The organism is Desulfovibrio sp. X2, assembly GCF_000422205.1.
Taxonomy (GTDB): domain Bacteria; phylum Desulfobacterota; class Desulfovibrionia; order Desulfovibrionales; family Desulfovibrionaceae; genus Alkalidesulfovibrio.
Genome location: NZ_ATHV01000014.1, coordinates 14,763 through 29,256, shown reverse-complemented (window position 1 = coordinate 29,256; position 14,494 = coordinate 14,763). Strand labels below are relative to the sequence as shown.

Genomic DNA, 14,494 nt, shown 5'->3' with positions numbered 1-14,494 from the left:
AATATCAGGAAATCATCCCCAAAGGACCATGCCCAGGCCCGTGAGCACGATGTTCACCAGGGCCAGGGGGGTGAGCACCTTCCAGCCCAGGTGCATGAGCTGGTCGTAGCGGAGCCTGGGCAGGCTCGCGCGCGACCAGACCAGGAAGAAGGGCACCACGGCCGCCTTCAGGAGCAGCCAGACGAAGGGCGGCAGGAACGGCCCGCGCCAGCCGCCCAGGAAGAAGACCGCGAGCAGCAGGCCGAGGGCGAACATGTTCAGGTACTCGCCCACGAAGTAGAGGGCGAAGCGCATGCCGCTGTACTCGGTGTGGTAGCCCGCCATGAGCTCGTTCTCGGCCTCGGGCAGGTCGAAGGGCACGCGCTTGGACTCGGCCAGGGCGCTTATGAAGAAGATGGCGAAGGCGAGCGGCTGCATGAGGATGAAGGGGCAGCTCGCCTGGGCGTTGACGATGTCCACGAGGCTCAGGGAGCGCGAGAGCATGACCACCGGCACCAGCGAGAGGCCGAGGGAGAGCTCGTAGCTGATCATCTGCGCGCCGCCGCGGATGGCCCCGAGCAGGCTGTACTTGGAGTTGGAGGCCCAGCCGCCGAGCACCACGCCGTAGACGCTGTAGGAGGACAGCGCCAGCACGAAGAGGAGCCCGACGTTCAGGTCCGAGATGACCAGGGGGACGGCATGGCCCATGACGGTGAGCGTGTCGCCGAAGGGCACCACGGCGAAGGTCAGCAGGGCCGTGACCGTGGGCAGGGCCGGGGCCAGCAGGAAGAGCACGCGGTCCGCGCCCTCGGGGATCAGGTCCTCCTTGAGCAGCATCTTCACGCCGTCCGCCATGGGCTGGAGCAGGCCGAAGGGGCCCACGCGGTTGGGGCCGTAGCGCAGCTGGAAGCGGCCGAGCAGCTTGCGCTCGAAGAGCACCAGATAGGCCGCCGCGCCCAGCGCCACGCCGAGCACCACGGCCATCTTGAGCAGCAGCAGGCCGAATCCGGCCAGGAACACGGCGAGCGTCTCGTTCATGACTGCGCCTCCGCGCCCGCGGGCGCCTCGTGTTCCTTCCAGATGCGGTGCAGGGCCACGCGGACCGCGTCCGCCCCGGCCACGTGCCAGCCCGCCTCGGGCCTGCGCGGCAGCACCAGCGTGCCGCGCGCCATGGACCTGGCGGTCCTGAGCACGGCCCGCACCACGCCGCCGTCCATGGGCAGCACCACGTCGTCGCCGTCCGTGAGGTGCAGTTCCGCGGCGTCCAGCTCGTGCAGCCGGGCCGCGGGCGCCGGGACGAGCCCGGCGAGGCTCGGCGAGCGCCGGGAGAGTTCTTCCGTGCCGAAAGTCTGCTCCACGAAGAGCACGTCGGCCAGGGGGTCGGCCTCGGGTTCCGGATCGGCGGGCGCGAGCTCCGGCGGAGGCGGGGGCGTGTCGTCGTCGCAAAGCTCCGCGCGCGTGCCCGGCGCGGTCGCGGCCAGCGCGGGCGAGGCGGCGGCCACGGCCTGCCAGGGATCGGCCGCGAGCGCGGCCCAGCGCTCCGTCTCGGCCCCGCCTCCGGAGCCGTGCGCCGTGGCGAGGCGGTTGCCGAGGGCGGCCAGGAGCTCCCAGGCGGGCCTGGCGTCGCCGCCCGCGACCGCGTGCGTGAAGACGCGCTCCGGGTGGCTGCCGCCCGTGGCCTGGGCCAGGGGCATGCCCGGGCCGTGCACGCGCCGCGCCTGCTGCAGGCGGCCCTCCTGGTTCAGGAAGGAGCCGCCGCACTCGAACACGCTTTGCGTGGGCAAAAGGACGTGCGCCGCATCCGCAAGCTCGCCCGGCAGGCAGTCCAGGACCGCGAGCAGGTCGAGCCTTCCGAGCGCGGCCGCAAGCCGCGCCTTGTCCGGAAAGGTCGAGAAGGGATCGGCCTCGCAGACCACGAGCCCGCGCACGCGGCCCGCCTCCACGGCGTCGAGGACCTCCTCGACGCTGAGGCCGTCGCCCGCGCGGTCCAGCACGGCCGCGCCCATGGCGTCGGCCCCGGACAGCACGGGGAAGAGCCCGGCCCGCTCCCGGCCCTGGGCCAGGAGGCGCGCGAAGGCCGCGGCCATGGCCATGGTCGCCGGTCCGGCCACGTCCGTGCCGCAGACGACGACGGGGAATTTCGCCTCGCCCAGGAACTCGGCCGCCGCGGCGAAGGCCTCCACGTCCGCGTCCTCCGGGGGCACCTCGGGCAGGGCGTCCCATAAGGAGGCCCAGGCGCCGTCTTCGGGGCGCGGCAGCGCGGCCCGGCACAGGGCCGCCAGCGCCGCGTCGAGCTGGGCGCGCCGCACGGGCAGGTGCGTGAAGGGCAGGGGCAGGGCCACCGGGCGCGGGTCCAGCACCGCGACCTTGGCGCCGCCGCGCGAGGCCCGGCGCATGGCCAGGGCCAGCATGGGCGCCTCGCAGAGCGGGTCCACGCCCACGGCCAGGATGGCGTCGGCCTTGGACATCTCGTTCTGGCACACGGCCAGGGAGGGCGCGAGCGCTGCGGCGGCCGCGCGGCTTGCCTCGGCGGCGCGGGCGTGGGGGAAGAACGCGGGCGAGGCCCAGCCCTGGGCCGAGGCCAGGTGTGCGAGCACGGCCAGGCTCTCCAGGCTCGCGCGCGGCGAGGAGAGGCAGGCCATGCTGTCCGGCCCCGCGGCCACGCGCAGGGCCATGATGCGGCGCGAAAGCTCGTTCAGCGCCTCGTCCACGGTCGTTTCGGCGCCGTTCACGCGGGCGCGGCGGGGCCTCTCGGGCAGGTTGGCGTACTCGTGGCCGTAGCGGCCGCGGTCGCAGATGAAGTGGCCGTTGACCTCGGGCGAGCGCCGGGCCTCCAGGCGGATGAGCTGGTGGTAGCGGGCCCCGGCCGTGGTCGCGCAGCCGAGCGAGCAGGACAGGCAGAGCGAGGCCGCGCGCTCGAGGTCCCAGCGCCGGGCCTTGTAGCGCGAAGGCTTGTCCGTGAACACGCCCGTGGGGCAGACGTCCACCAGGTTGCCCGCGAACGGGCTCTCGAACGGGCCCTCCTCGAAGCGGCCGTAGTAGACGTTGCGGCCGATCCTGAGCGCCCCGAAATCGTAGGCCCCGGCGTACTCCTGGTAGAAGCGCACGCAGCGGTAGCAGTGGATGCAGCGGTTCATCTCGTGCTGGATGAGCGGCCCCAGGTACTGGTCCGGGAAGGTCCGCTTGGCGCCCCTGTAGCGGCGCCTGGAATGGCCCGCGGCCACCGTGGTGTCCTGCAGGTGGCAGTGGCCGCCCTCGTCGCAGACCGGGCAGTCGTGCGGGTGGTCCATCATCAGCCACTCGGCCACGTAGCTCCGGAAGCGCATGGCCTGCGGGTGGTCCGTGGAGACGACCATGCCGTCGGCGGCCGCGAGCATGCAGCTCATCTGCAGCCCCTTCTGCCGCGCGTTGGCGGCCTCGAGGACCATGACCGCGCACATGCGGCAGGCGCCCACCGGCCCGAGCGCCTCGTGGTAGCAGAAGCGGGGGATGACGATGCCGAGCCGCTCGGCCGCCTCGATGACCGGGATGCCGGGTTCGACCGTGATGGTCAGGCCGTCGATGGTGAGCGTGGGCACGGCTCAGCCCTCCTGCCTGCGGGTCGAGAGGTCGCAGCCTTCCCGGGCGGCCGGGTCCTCGGCGTCCGTGGACGGGGCCGGGGCCGAAAGGCAGCGCGCCGAGGCCGAGAAGGGGCAGCCCTTGATGCGGATGTGCTCGCGCACCTCGTCCTCGAAGTAGCGCAGGAGCCCCTCCACGGGCGCGGCCGCGCCGGGCGCGAAGGCGCAATAGGAATAGCGCATCAGGTCCAGGGTCTCGCGCAGGAGTTCGATGTCGCGCTCCTCGCCCTCGCCCTGCTCGATGCGCCAGAGGACCTCCTGGATGAAGGGCAGCCCCTCGCGGCAGGGGGTGCACCAGCCGCAGGACTCGCGCACGAAGAAGCCGATCAGGTTCAGGCAGGCGCCCACGAGGCAGGTCTCCTGGTCGAAGACCACGATGGAGGCCGTGCCGAGCCGCTGCCCGGCCTTCTTCATGGCGTCGAAGTCCATGGGCACGTGCAGCAGCGAGGCGGGCATGAGGCCGGAGGAGGCGCCGCCGGGCAGGCAGGCCTTGAAGTCCTTGCCGGGCAGCATGCCGCCGCCGTGCTCGAAGATGATGTCGCCCAGGGCCGTGCCCATGGGCAGCTCGTAGCAGCCGGGCGCGCCGACCATGCCGCTCACGCAGTAGAGCTTCGTGCCGTCGCCCTCGGGCGTGGCCGCCAGGCTCTTGAACCAGGGCACGCCGTTCTTCAGGATGTGCGGCACCGAGGCCAGGGTCTCCACGTTGTTGACCACCGTGGGCCTGCCCCACAGCCCCGTCTCGGTGAGGTGCTCGCCGACCTTGATGGGGTTCGGCCTCTTGCCCTGGATGGCGTTCACCTGGGCCGAGGCCTCGCCGCAGATGTAGCGGCCCGCGCTGCGGTGCACGTCGATGTCGAAGCTGAAGTCGCTGCCCAGGATGTTCCTGCCCAGGAACCCGGCCTCGCGGGCGATGGAGAGTTCGCGCTCGAGCACCTTGGCGTCCTGCTCGTAGGAGGGGCGGATGAAGAAGATGCCGTGGCAGGCCCCGACCGCGTAAGCGGCCAGGATGATGCCCTCGACGACCAGGTGCGGGTCCGTGTTCACCAGCACGCGGTCCTTGAAGGTTCCCGGCTCCATTTCGTCCGTGTTGGGCAGGATGTAGCGGGGGCCTCCGTCGCCGTGCACGCTGCCCCACTTGCGGCCCGTGGGGAAGCCCGCGCCGCCCCGGCCGCGCAGCCCGGACTCGGTGACGATGCGCACCACGTCCCCGGGCGTCCTGTTCTTCACCGCGTCGATCAGGGCCTCGTAGCCGCCGCTCGCGCGGTACTCGTCGAAGGTGGCCGCGCGCCCCTCGCGCCTGTTCTTGAAGAGGACGAGTTCGCTCATGGCATCACCTGCACAGCACCCTGGACTCTTCGTCGTAGTTCTCGCGCAGATGCGCGATGATGTCGTCGATCTTTTCCGGGGTCAGGCGGCCGTAGAAGCGACCGTTGACGAGCATGGAGGGCGCGTTGTGGCAGTCCCCGATGCAGGCCGTGGGCATGATCGTGAACATGCCGTCCTCGGTGGTCTCGCCTACGCGCACGCCGAGCTTGGAGCAGAGGTGGTCGAAGATCAGGGAGGCGTTGTGCATCCAGCAGACCACGCCGTCGCAGACGTGGATCACGTAGCGGCCGATGGGCTCGCGGTAGAGGTAGTCGTAGAAGGTGGCCAGCTCCTCTATCTGCAGCGGCGCCAGGCCCATGATCCGCGCGGCCTCGCGCACGGCCGTGTCCGAGAGGTAGCCGTAGTGGTTCTGCAGGATGTAGAGCACGTCCACGATCTTCTCTTTGGGCTCGTCCGTCGCCCCGATGATGGCGAGCAGCCGCTCCTCGAGCTCCGGGGTCAGCGGGTCGTTCGGCTGCGCCGGCAGCACGCACATGGGCGGATTCTGGGTCGTTTCCTGGTCGTTCACCATCGCGGCGTTCGTCCTCTCTCTTTCGCTTCTTCGCTCGTCCCGTCAGCGGTCGATGTCCGGCATGATGTAGTCCACGGAGCCGATGATGGCCACGAAGTCGGCCACGGTGTGGCCGAGGCTCATGAGCGGCAGGGCCTGGACGTTGGCGTAGCCCGGCGAGCGCATGTGCAGCCGGTAGGCCGCGTTCAGCCCGTCGCTGACCACGTAGAAGCCCTGCTCGCCGCGCGGCGCCTCTGTTGCGGCATAGGCCTCGCCGCGCGGCATCCGGGGCCCGCGCGAGGTGTTGATGAAGTGGTGGATCAGGCTCTCGATGTGGTGCAGCGTCTCTTCCTTCTGCGGCAGGCAGTAGCGGTAGTCCGCGGCCTTGTAGCGGCCCTCGGGCATGCGCGCCGCGGCCTGCTCGATGATGCGCAGGCTCTGGCGCATCTCCTCCATGCGCACGAGGTAGCGGGCGTAGCAGTCGCCCTCCGCCGCGGTGGGGATCTCGAAATCGTAGTCCTGGTACCCGGAGTAGGGGATCTTCCGGCGCAGGTCCCATTCCAGCCCAGAGGCGCGCAGGTTCGCCCCGGTCACGCCCCAGTCCATGGCCTGGTCCAGCGGGAGTCGGCCGATGCCCTTGGTGCGGGCCTTGAAGATGGGGTTTTTGGTGAACAGGGCCTCGTATTCGCGGATGGCCTTGGGGAAGATCTTGACGAAGGCGTCCACGCGCTCCTTCCAGCCCTCGGGCAGGTCCATGGCCGTGCCGCCGATGCGGAACCAGGCCGGATGCAGCCGCGCGCCGGTCACGAACTCGATGATGTCCATGATCGTCTCGCGCTCGCGGAAGGCGTAGAAGATGGCGCTCATCATGCCCAGGTCCTGGACCATGGTCCCGTACCAGAGCAGGTGGTTGCTCAGGCGGAAGAACTCGGAGAGCATCACCCGGATGCACTGCGCGCGCTCCGGCACCTCTATGCCCGCGAGCTTCTCCACGGCCGTGACGTAGGAGAGGTTGTTGGCCACGCCGCCCAGGTAGTCCAGCCGGTCCGTGTAGGGGATGAACTGATGCCAGGTCTGGCGCTCGCCGATCTTCTCCGCGCCGCGGTGGTGGTAGCCGATTTCCGTCTGCATGGCCCCGATCTGCTCGCCCTGCAGGTCGAGCACGAAGCGGATGATGCCGTGCGTGCTGTAGTGGTGCGGCCCGAAGTTGAGGATGAAGTCGTCCTCTCCCGCCTTGCGCCCGATGACCACGGCGCCGTCCAGGGGCTGGAACCTCCTCGCCTCCTCCGTGGTGTAGGGGGCGAGCGAGGTGGCCCGGTCCGGGTGCTCCTTGCGCAGCGGATGGCCGGTCCAGTCGTCGGGCATGATGATGCGCTTGAGGTTCGGGTGCCCGGCGAAGCGGATGCCGAACATGTCGTAGACCTCGCGCTCGTACCAGTTGGCCGAGGGCCAGACCGGGGTGACGCTTTTCGCCTCGGGCTCCCGGCCGGAAAGGCCGACCTTGAGGCGCAGGCGCGAGGCCGTGTCGAAGGAGAGCAGGGTGTAGACCAGGCTGAAGTCCGGCCGGGGGCCGAAGCGCTGCTCGTGCGCGGGGTCCGGGCGGCGCGCGGACTCGTCCACGGCCGTCAGGTCCTCCAGGCGGCGGTAACGCGGGCCGCTCTCGTTCTTGAGGAAGGCCAGGACCTCGGCCGCCTTCTCCGGGCTCGTCTCGAAGGTCGGCATGTCCGAGGTCGGCTCGAGGGGCCGCACCGCGTCGCCGAAGCGGCGCGCGAGCTCGGCCGCGAGCGCGCTCTCGCCCTCCGTGAGCTCGACGCGGCCCGCGGGCGGGGCCCACATGCCCTCGGAGCGGCTGTCCGTGAAGAAGGGCGGGGTCATGGAGGTGCCGCGGATGGGCGTGCCGGAAAGCCCGGGGCCGCGCGGGTCGCGCGTCTTGGTTGCGCCGTCGAGCAGGGGCGTGCGCCGCCCGCCCTGGCTGCCGCCGGAAAGATGGAAGATGGGCCGCGCGGGCCGTTCGTTTCGCGCGATCAGCTCCTGCAGCTGCACGAGCCCCTGCAGGAGGGCCTCCGGCCGCGGCGGGCAGCCGGGCACGTAGACGTCCACGGGCAGGATCTGGTCCACGCCCTGGACCACGCTGTACACGTCGTACATGCCGCCGGTGTTGGAGCACGAGCCCATGGAGATGACCCAGCGCGGCTCGCACATCTGCTCGTAGAGGCGCAGCACGCCGGGCGCCACCTTCTTGAAGACCGTGCCCGAGACGATGAGCACGTCGGCCTGGCGCGGCGAGCCGCGGAAGACCTCGGAGCCGAAGCGGGCGATGTCGTAGCGCGCGGTGAAGGCCGTGGCCTCCTCCACGAAGCAGCAGGAGAGGCCGAAGAAGAAGGGCCAGACGCTGTTCTTGCGGCACCAGTTGACGATGGTGTCCACGCCGGAGAGCACGAGGTCTCCCGGATGCTTCAGCGCTGCGGACGGACGCTCCACTCGAGCCCTCCTTTGCGCCAGATGTAGAACAGGCTTAAGAGCAGCACTCCGATGAAGAAGGTGATGTGCAGCCAGCCCGCGAGGTCCAGGCGGTCGAAGGACAGCGCCCAGGTGAGCACGTAGACCGCCTCCGCGTCGAAGAGCAGGAAGAAGGTGGCCACGAGGTAGAAGGGCGTGGGGTAGTTGAAGCGCGCCTGTCCCGTGGGCAGCATGCTGCACTCGTAGGGCCTCGCCTTCTCGCGCTCGTCGCGGCGCGGATTCAGCCAGAAGGTGAGGAAGAGGATGACCCCGATGAGCCCCGCCACCAGCACGGCGAAGACGACGAGGGCGAAGGCCCCCGGCTGCCAGGGGGAAAGGGTCTGGGTGAGGGATCCGGAAAGCTGCTGCATGCCTGTCCCGTTGACGTCCTTGCTCGTTGCCGTCCTTTGCGCCCGAATGCCCGGCAGGGCCCGGCGGCAGGACGGTCCATAGCAGGAGAGCCTAGCAGGTTGAGCGGAAAAGTAAACCTGGTCGGCTCGATTTGTGTGCCCGAACCGCCCGTCGCGCGCCTCGCAAAAAGCCCTTCAGGGCTGTCCCCTGTCGTCTTCCAGGGGAGGCCGCGACCGGTCTTTCGTAATCGAAAGACTGGCACCGATCCGTTTCCGATGCTATGATAATTGTTCTTCGCTATCACCGAGCCGGATGCAGTCCGGCATACCGCGCGCGGCGCAAGGGAGGTCTCATGGCAGGCAACGGGATACGGCGGCAATGGGGCGGAGGGGACGACGGCCCGCCGCGCATCGAGGAGTACGCCTATCTCTCCGATTGCCACAGCTGCGCCCTGGTGGCCCTCGACGGCTCCATCGACTGGTGCTGCATGCCGCGCATCGACTCGCCGAGCTGCTTCGGCCGCCTCCTTGGCCGCGAGCGCGGCGGCTACTGCCGCATCGCGCCGGAGGGGACCTTCACCTCCGAGAGGCGCTACCTGGACGGCACGCTCGTGCTCGAGACGGTCTTCACGACCGAGGGCGGAAGCGTGCGCCTGCGCGACTGCCTGGCCATGCGCGAGGGCGGGGCGCGCGCCCCGCGTCGCCAGATTCTGCGCCTCGTCGAGGGGATCTCCGGGCGGGTGCGCCTGGCCATGGAGGTCGTGCCGCGCTTCGACTACGGCGCCATCCGCCCCTGGATCAGGTGCCACGGCGAAGGCGCCTGGTCGGCGCTGGGCGGCGCGGACGGCCTGCTCGTCGCCAGCGACCGCGAGCTGACCCTCGAGCGCCGCCACGACCTGCGCGCCGTCTTCGATCTGGCCGCGGGCGAGAAGGCCTGCCTCTCCCTGACGCACCGCCCGCCCGAGCTGCTGGACCGGGAGTCTCCCGGGGCGGTGGGGGGCGAGGGGAGCGACTTTCCCGGCCTTGCGCGCATGGAGCAGCTGCTCGACGAGACCGAGGCCTGGTGGCGGCGCTGGAGCAGGCGCACCAGGGGCTGCGGCCCGCACAAGGAGCTTTCCCTGCGCTCGGGCCTGGTGCTCAAGGCGCTGACCAACGCGCCCACCGGGGCCATCGCGGCCGCGCCCACCACCTCGCTGCCCGAGTCCATGCAGGCGGGCAGGAACTGGGACTACCGCCTGAGCTGGGTGCGCGACTCCGCCTTCACCCTGCGCGCGCTCGGCAGGCTCGGCCACGACAAGGAGGCCGACCGCTTCGGCCGCTTCATCGAGCGCAGCGCCGCGGGCAGCGCGGAGGAGCTGCAGATCGTCTTCGGCGTGGGCGGCGAGCGCCGCCTGTACGAGCGCGAGGTGCCGGAGCTCGGCGGCTACCTGGGCCGGGGCCCTGTGCGCGTGGGCAACGGCGCCTACACGCAGGAGCAGCTTGACATCCACGGCGAGATGCTTGACCTCGCATGGCGGCGGCACCTGCGCGGCCACGACCCGGACGCCGACTACTGGACCTTTTTGCGCGAGGTCGTGAACCGGGCGGCCTCCGAGTGGCACCGGGCGGACAGGGGCATCTGGGAGGTGCGCGGCGAGCCGCGCCACTTCGTGCACTCCAAGGCGGCCTGCTGGACGGCGCTCGCGCGCGGCGCGGCCCTGGCCGAGGAGATCGGCAGGCCCGCCCCGCTCTCCATGTGGCAAAGCGAGCGCGACGCGGTGCGCGAGGCCGTGGAGCGGGAGGGGTACGACGAGGAGCGCGGGGTGTTCGTGCGCTCCTTCGGTGCGCGGGACATGGACGCCGCCCTGCTCCTGCTGCCCGTGATGGGCTTCGTGGACTTCGCCGACCCGCGCATGGTGCGGACCACGGACGCGGTCATGGAAGAGCTTTTCGAGGACGGCCTGCTGCGCCGCTACCGCGCGGGCGGCGGCCCGAACGGCGGCCCGAACGGCAGGCAGGGCGACGGGCTCTCGGGGCGCGAGGGCGTCTTTCTGGCCTGCACCTTCTGGCTGGCCGAGTGCCTGGCCCGCCAGGGACGGATCGCGAAGGCCCGCGAGGTCTTCGACCGCGCGGCGTCGCTCGGCAACGACGTGGGCCTCTTCTCCGAGGAATACGACACGGCCGCGGGCCGCATGCTCGGCAACTTCCCGCAGGGGCTGACGCACCTCTCCCTCGTGGCGGCGGCCCTGGCCCTGGACGAGGCGGACGGGGAGTGCGACGGCGAGCCCGAGGACGGACGACACGCAAACGCAGACGGAGGAAAGGCGTGAATGATCACCGTGTAAAGGCCATGTTCGAGGAGATCGCCTTCTCCTACGACCTGCAGAACAGCGTGCTCTCGCTGCGCCGCGACGTGGCCTGGCGCAAGGTGCTGGCGGAGATGATCGCCGCCCCGGCGGGCGGCGTGGTCCTGGACGTGGCCGTGGGCACGGCCGAGGTGGCGCAAGAGATCTGCCGCAGAAGGCCGGGGCTCTCGGTCCTCGGCGTGGACTTCTCCCCGGCCATGCTCCGCGTGGGTCACAAGAAGATCGCGGCCCGCGGGCTTTCGGGGCGCATCGCCCTGACCCAGGGCGACGCGCGGGCCCTGCCGGTGCGGTCCGGCTCGGTCGATGTCGTGACCATCTCCTTCGGCATCCGCAACATCGCGGAGCGCGTGGCCGTGCTGCGCGAGTTCGTGCGCGTGCTGAAGCCCGGCGGCCAAGTCATGGTCATGGAGTTCGGCTATCCCCGGAATCCGGTCCTGCACAGGCTCTACCGCCTCTACTTCGACCACGTGCTGCCGCCCGTGGGCAACTGGCTGTCGCGCACGGACTACGCCTACAGCTACCTCGTGGAGTCCGTGGACGCCTTTCCTACGGAGCCCGCCTTCCTGGCCGAGATGGCCGAGGCCGGGCTTTCTGAGTGCGCGGTGCGCGATCTGACCTTCGGCATCGCCAAGATCTATCACGGACGAAAGGCCGGATAATAATCCGCGCCGCATTGTGAAAGGCCCTGCGCTTTGGTAGGGCTTAATGGAGCCGTTGCGCCGCGCCGCGCCCGAAGGCCTTGAAGGGCGCGCGCGGCAGACGACGAACAACCACGGACAACGACGGACAACGACGAACCTGGGGACGGGAATGAAGGTCAACTGGCCCGAGAGGGTCTGGATAAACAGTCCGGTGCGCCGCCTCGTGCAGGCCCGGGAGGTGAGGCGCATGCGCGCCCTGCGCGGCATGCCCGCCGGAGGCCACGTGCTCGAGATCGGCTGCGGGAACGGCGCGGGCGCGCGGCTGGTGGCCCGCACCTTCGCCCCGCGCCGCGTGGACGCGCTGGACATCGACATGGACCTTTTGCGCATGGCCCGGCGCATCGGCCCGACCCCGGGCACCGAGCTGCTGTTCATGGCCGGGGACGCCCAGCGCCTGCCCTACGAGGACGGCTGCCTGGACGCGGTCTTCAACTTCGGCATCATCCACCACCTGGAGGACTGGCGCGCGGGACTGCGCGAGATCGCCCGGGTGCTGAAACCCGGCGGCGGCTTCTACTTCGAGGAGATCTACCCGCCGCTCTACGCCAATTTCCTGTTCCGCCGCATCCTGGCCCACCCTCGCGAGGACCGCTTCCACGGCCCCGAGTACCGGGCGGGCATGGCCGCGGCAGGGCTTTCGCTCCTGCCGGGCTACTCCGAGAGCCGCTTCGGCATCCTCGGCGCGGCCGTGAAGGACGCAGGGACGGCGCGCGCCGCGGCGAGCGCGTAAGGAGGGAGAGACGATGGACTTCCTGGGCGATCACGTCTTCCTGTCGCGGCTGCAGTTCGCGGCCACGACCATGTTCCACATCGCCTGGCCGCTCCTGACCATCGGGCTCTCCATCTTCCTCTTCACGACCGAGGCCCTGTGGCTGCGCACGCGCGAGCCCGCCTACTACCACCACACCCGCTTCTGGACGAAGCTCTTCATCCTGAACTTCGCCGTGGGCGTGGCCAGCGGCATCCCGCTGGAGTTCCAGTTCGGCACCAACTGGAGCGCCTTCTCGGCCATGACCGGCAACTTCTTCGGCCAGATCCTCGGCTTCGAGGGGGCCATGGCCTTCATGCTCGAGGCGGCCTTCCTCTACATCATGGTCTACGGCTGGGAGAAGGTGAGCGCGGGCATGCATCTCTTCGCCACCGGCATGGTGGCGCTCGGCGCCTCGCTCTCGGCCTTCTGGATCATGGTCGCCAACAGCTGGATGCACACGCCCCGCGGCGGCTTTTTGAGCAACAAGGACGGCATCTACCACATCACCGACTGGGCGGCGGCCGTCTTCACCCCGGACCTCTTCCCCGGCTTCGGGCACATGTGGCTGGCCTGCCTGGAGACGAGCCTCTTCGTCATCGGCGGCATCAGCGCCTGGTACATCCTGCGCGGCGTGAAGACCGAATTCTTCCTGCGCTCCCTGAAGCTGGCCCTGGTCGCGGCCGTGCTCGTGGCCCCGCTGCAGGTCCTCATGGGCGACCGCGCGGGCCGCATGGTCACCGAGACCCAGCCCGCCAAGCTGGCGGCGCTGGAGGCCCACTGGCACACCAACGCGCCGGGCGAGGGCGCTCCTTGGGCCGTCGTCGCCTGGCCCGATTCCGACCACGACCGCAACAGCTTTGAGATCGCCATCCCCTACGCCCTGAGCCTGCTGCTCACGAGCTCCCCCACCGGCCGCGTGGTCGGGCTCAGCTCCTTCCCGCCCGAGGACAGGCCGCCCATCGTCGTGCCCTTCTATGCCTTCCGGGTGATGATGGCGATCGGCTTCGCCATGGTCCTGCTCATGTTCTGGACGCTGTGGGTCTGGCGCAAGGGCGGGCTCTCCCCCGAGCGCGCCGCGGGGAGCAGGACCCTGCTCCGGGCCTGGGTGGTCATGGCGCCGCTCGGCTACCTGGCCACGGAGACGGGCTGGGTCACGCGCGAGGTGGGCCGCCAGCCCTGGGTCCTCTACAACCTGATCCGCACCTCCGAGGGCGCGAGCATCCTGCCCCCGGCCGCGGTGGGCTGGTCGCTCGCCGCCTATTTGGCCGTGTACACCGTGCTCCTCGGCATATTCCTCTGGTACGCGCGAAAGCTGCTCCTGGCCGGGCCGGACACCACGCTGCCCCTGCCGCGGCAGGCCGCAAGCGGCCCCGGACGGGGAGGGGAGGCATGATGGCCGTGAACCCTTACGCCGACGTCTGGTTCCTGATCATCGCCGCGATCCTCTTCCTCTACCTCGCGCTCGACGGCGCGGACCTGGGCGTGGGGCTCCTGCTCCTGCTGCATGGCGAGGACGAGGGCCGCGAGGCCATGATCGGGACGGTCTCGAGCGTCTGGCATGCCAACCAGACCTGGCTCGTGGTCCTGGGCGGCGCCCTCTTCGGCGCCTTCCCCCTGGTCTACAGCCTGCTCCTGCCCGCCCTCTACCTGCCGTTCCTGCTCCTGCTCATGGGGCTCATCTGCCGTGGCGTGGCCATGGAATACCACCACGGCGCGGCCCGGCCGCGCGGCTGGCTCACGGCGCTGGGGCTCGGGAGCCTGTGCATCGTCGCGGCCCAGGCGCTCATCGCGGGCGCGCTGCTTTCCGGCCTGCCCGTGGCGGACGGCCGCTACACAGGCGGCTTCTGGGACTTCCTCTCCCTGGGCGCGCTGCCCGTGGCGGCGCTCCTCCTCATGGCCGACCTCATGCTCGGCGGGGCCTATCTCATGCGCCGCGTGCAGGGCGCGCCGAGGCGGCTCGCCGCCAAGGCCCTGGGCTTCGGCGCGGCGGGCACGCTCCTGGCCGGGGCCTGGCTCGCCGCCTGGGCCGTGGGCGGCGGCAGGCTCGATCCCTCGGGCGCCGTGGCCTGGTATCCGGTGCTCGGCCTCGCCGCCCTGGTCTGCCTGGCCATGCTCGCCTTCTCGGCGCGGCGCGGCGGTCCTGTATTCCCCTGGGCCGCGGGCCTCATGGGGAGCCTGCTGGCCGCCCTGGCCGCGACCATGTACCCCTTCATCGTGCCCGGCTCGGTGCGCATCGCCGACGCGGCCTCGCCCGCGGGCGTGCTCGGCATCATGACCTGGATGTTTGCGGTTCTCCTGCCGGTGATGGTGTGCTACAATGGGTATCAGTACTATGTGTTCAGGCCCCGCCTCGGCGGGAATGACTAGGATTTCGCC

The 14,494-nt window shown here is 70.6% G+C and carries 11 protein-coding genes; 5 read left to right on the top strand and 6 right to left on the bottom strand.

Going from position 1 to position 14,494, the window contains the following annotated elements:
• Nucleotides 1–12 precede the first annotated feature (12 nt).
• Genes nuoH through DSX2_RS04955 form a run of 6 tightly spaced genes read right to left on the bottom strand, consistent with a single transcriptional unit; the run spans nt 13 to nt 8,342 of the window.
• Nucleotides 13–1,017, bottom strand: a complete 1,005-nt coding sequence (gene nuoH / locus DSX2_RS04980; protein ID WP_020880060.1) for an NADH-quinone oxidoreductase subunit NuoH — start codon at nt 1,015–1,017, stop codon at nt 13–15.
• Nucleotides 1,014–3,557: an NADH-quinone oxidoreductase subunit NuoG gene (nuoG, locus tag DSX2_RS04975; protein ID WP_020880059.1), complete on the bottom strand. Its 2,544-nt coding sequence runs from the start codon at nt 3,555–3,557 to the stop codon at nt 1,014–1,016. The genes nuoH and nuoG overlap by 4 nt, the downstream gene beginning before the upstream one ends.
• Nucleotides 3,558–3,560: 3 nt before the next feature.
• Nucleotides 3,561–4,922, bottom strand: a complete 1,362-nt coding sequence (locus DSX2_RS04970; RefSeq protein WP_020880058.1) for an NADH-quinone oxidoreductase subunit F — start codon at nt 4,920–4,922, stop codon at nt 3,561–3,563.
• Between the two features lie 4 nt (nt 4,923–4,926).
• Nucleotides 4,927–5,493 (bottom strand): NADH-quinone oxidoreductase subunit NuoE, encoded by a 567-nt coding sequence (gene nuoE, locus DSX2_RS04965; protein WP_020880057.1) that lies wholly within the window; start codon nt 5,491–5,493, stop codon nt 4,927–4,929.
• A 42-nt stretch (nt 5,494–5,535) separates the two neighbouring features.
• A complete protein-coding gene (locus DSX2_RS04960) occupies nt 5,536–7,932 on the bottom strand; it encodes an NADH-quinone oxidoreductase subunit B/C/D (RefSeq protein WP_052014692.1) in 2,397 nt (798 codons plus the stop codon).
• Nucleotides 7,929–8,342 (bottom strand): NADH-quinone oxidoreductase subunit A, encoded by a 414-nt coding sequence (locus DSX2_RS04955; protein ID WP_020880055.1) that lies wholly within the window; start codon nt 8,340–8,342, stop codon nt 7,929–7,931. Before DSX2_RS04955 ends, DSX2_RS04960 begins: the two co-directional genes overlap by 4 nt.
• A 332-nt stretch (nt 8,343–8,674) precedes the next feature.
• Here DSX2_RS04955 and DSX2_RS04950 point away from each other — a divergent pair, with 332 nt between their 5' ends.
• The 5 genes from DSX2_RS04950 to DSX2_RS04930 all read left to right on the top strand — a co-directional run bounded on the left by DSX2_RS04950 (nt 8,675) and on the right by DSX2_RS04930 (nt 14,485).
• Complete coding sequence (locus tag DSX2_RS04950; RefSeq protein WP_020880054.1) at nt 8,675–10,630, top strand: glycoside hydrolase family 15 protein; 1,956 nt, start codon at nt 8,675–8,677, stop codon at nt 10,628–10,630.
• Nucleotides 10,627–11,325 (top strand): bifunctional demethylmenaquinone methyltransferase/2-methoxy-6-polyprenyl-1,4-benzoquinol methylase UbiE, encoded by a 699-nt coding sequence (gene ubiE / locus DSX2_RS04945; RefSeq protein WP_020880053.1) that lies wholly within the window; start codon nt 10,627–10,629, stop codon nt 11,323–11,325. The genes DSX2_RS04950 and ubiE overlap by 4 nt, the downstream gene beginning before the upstream one ends.
• A 151-nt stretch (nt 11,326–11,476) precedes the next feature.
• Nucleotides 11,477–12,097 (top strand): class I SAM-dependent methyltransferase, encoded by a 621-nt coding sequence (locus DSX2_RS04940; protein ID WP_020880052.1) that lies wholly within the window; start codon nt 11,477–11,479, stop codon nt 12,095–12,097.
• 13 nt (nt 12,098–12,110) lie between these two features.
• Complete coding sequence (locus tag DSX2_RS04935) at nt 12,111–13,511, top strand: cytochrome ubiquinol oxidase subunit I (RefSeq protein WP_020880051.1); 1,401 nt, start codon at nt 12,111–12,113, stop codon at nt 13,509–13,511.
• Nucleotides 13,508–14,485, top strand: a complete 978-nt coding sequence (locus tag DSX2_RS04930) for a cytochrome d ubiquinol oxidase subunit II (protein WP_020880050.1) — start codon at nt 13,508–13,510, stop codon at nt 14,483–14,485. The genes DSX2_RS04935 and DSX2_RS04930 overlap by 4 nt, the downstream gene beginning before the upstream one ends.
• The last annotated feature ends 9 nt before the right edge of the window (nt 14,486–14,494 follow it).

Coding starts and splice junctions, on each gene's coding strand:
- DSX2_RS04930 (WP_020880050.1), top strand. CDS start 13,508: ATGATGGCCGTGAACCCTTACGCCGACGTCTGGTTCCTGATCATCGCC.
- nuoE (WP_020880057.1), bottom strand. CDS start 5,493: ATGGTGAACGACCAGGAAACGACCCAGAATCCGCCCATGTGCGTGCTG.
- DSX2_RS04935 (WP_020880051.1), top strand. CDS start 12,111: ATGGACTTCCTGGGCGATCACGTCTTCCTGTCGCGGCTGCAGTTCGCG.
- DSX2_RS04955 (WP_020880055.1), bottom strand. CDS start 8,342: ATGCAGCAGCTTTCCGGATCCCTCACCCAGACCCTTTCCCCCTGGCAG.
- DSX2_RS04950 (WP_020880054.1), top strand. CDS start 8,675: ATGGCAGGCAACGGGATACGGCGGCAATGGGGCGGAGGGGACGACGGC.
- nuoH (WP_020880060.1), bottom strand. CDS start 1,017: ATGAACGAGACGCTCGCCGTGTTCCTGGCCGGATTCGGCCTGCTGCTG.
- DSX2_RS04970 (WP_020880058.1), bottom strand. CDS start 4,922: ATGAGCGAACTCGTCCTCTTCAAGAACAGGCGCGAGGGGCGCGCGGCC.
- DSX2_RS04940 (WP_020880052.1), top strand. CDS start 11,477: ATGAAGGTCAACTGGCCCGAGAGGGTCTGGATAAACAGTCCGGTGCGC.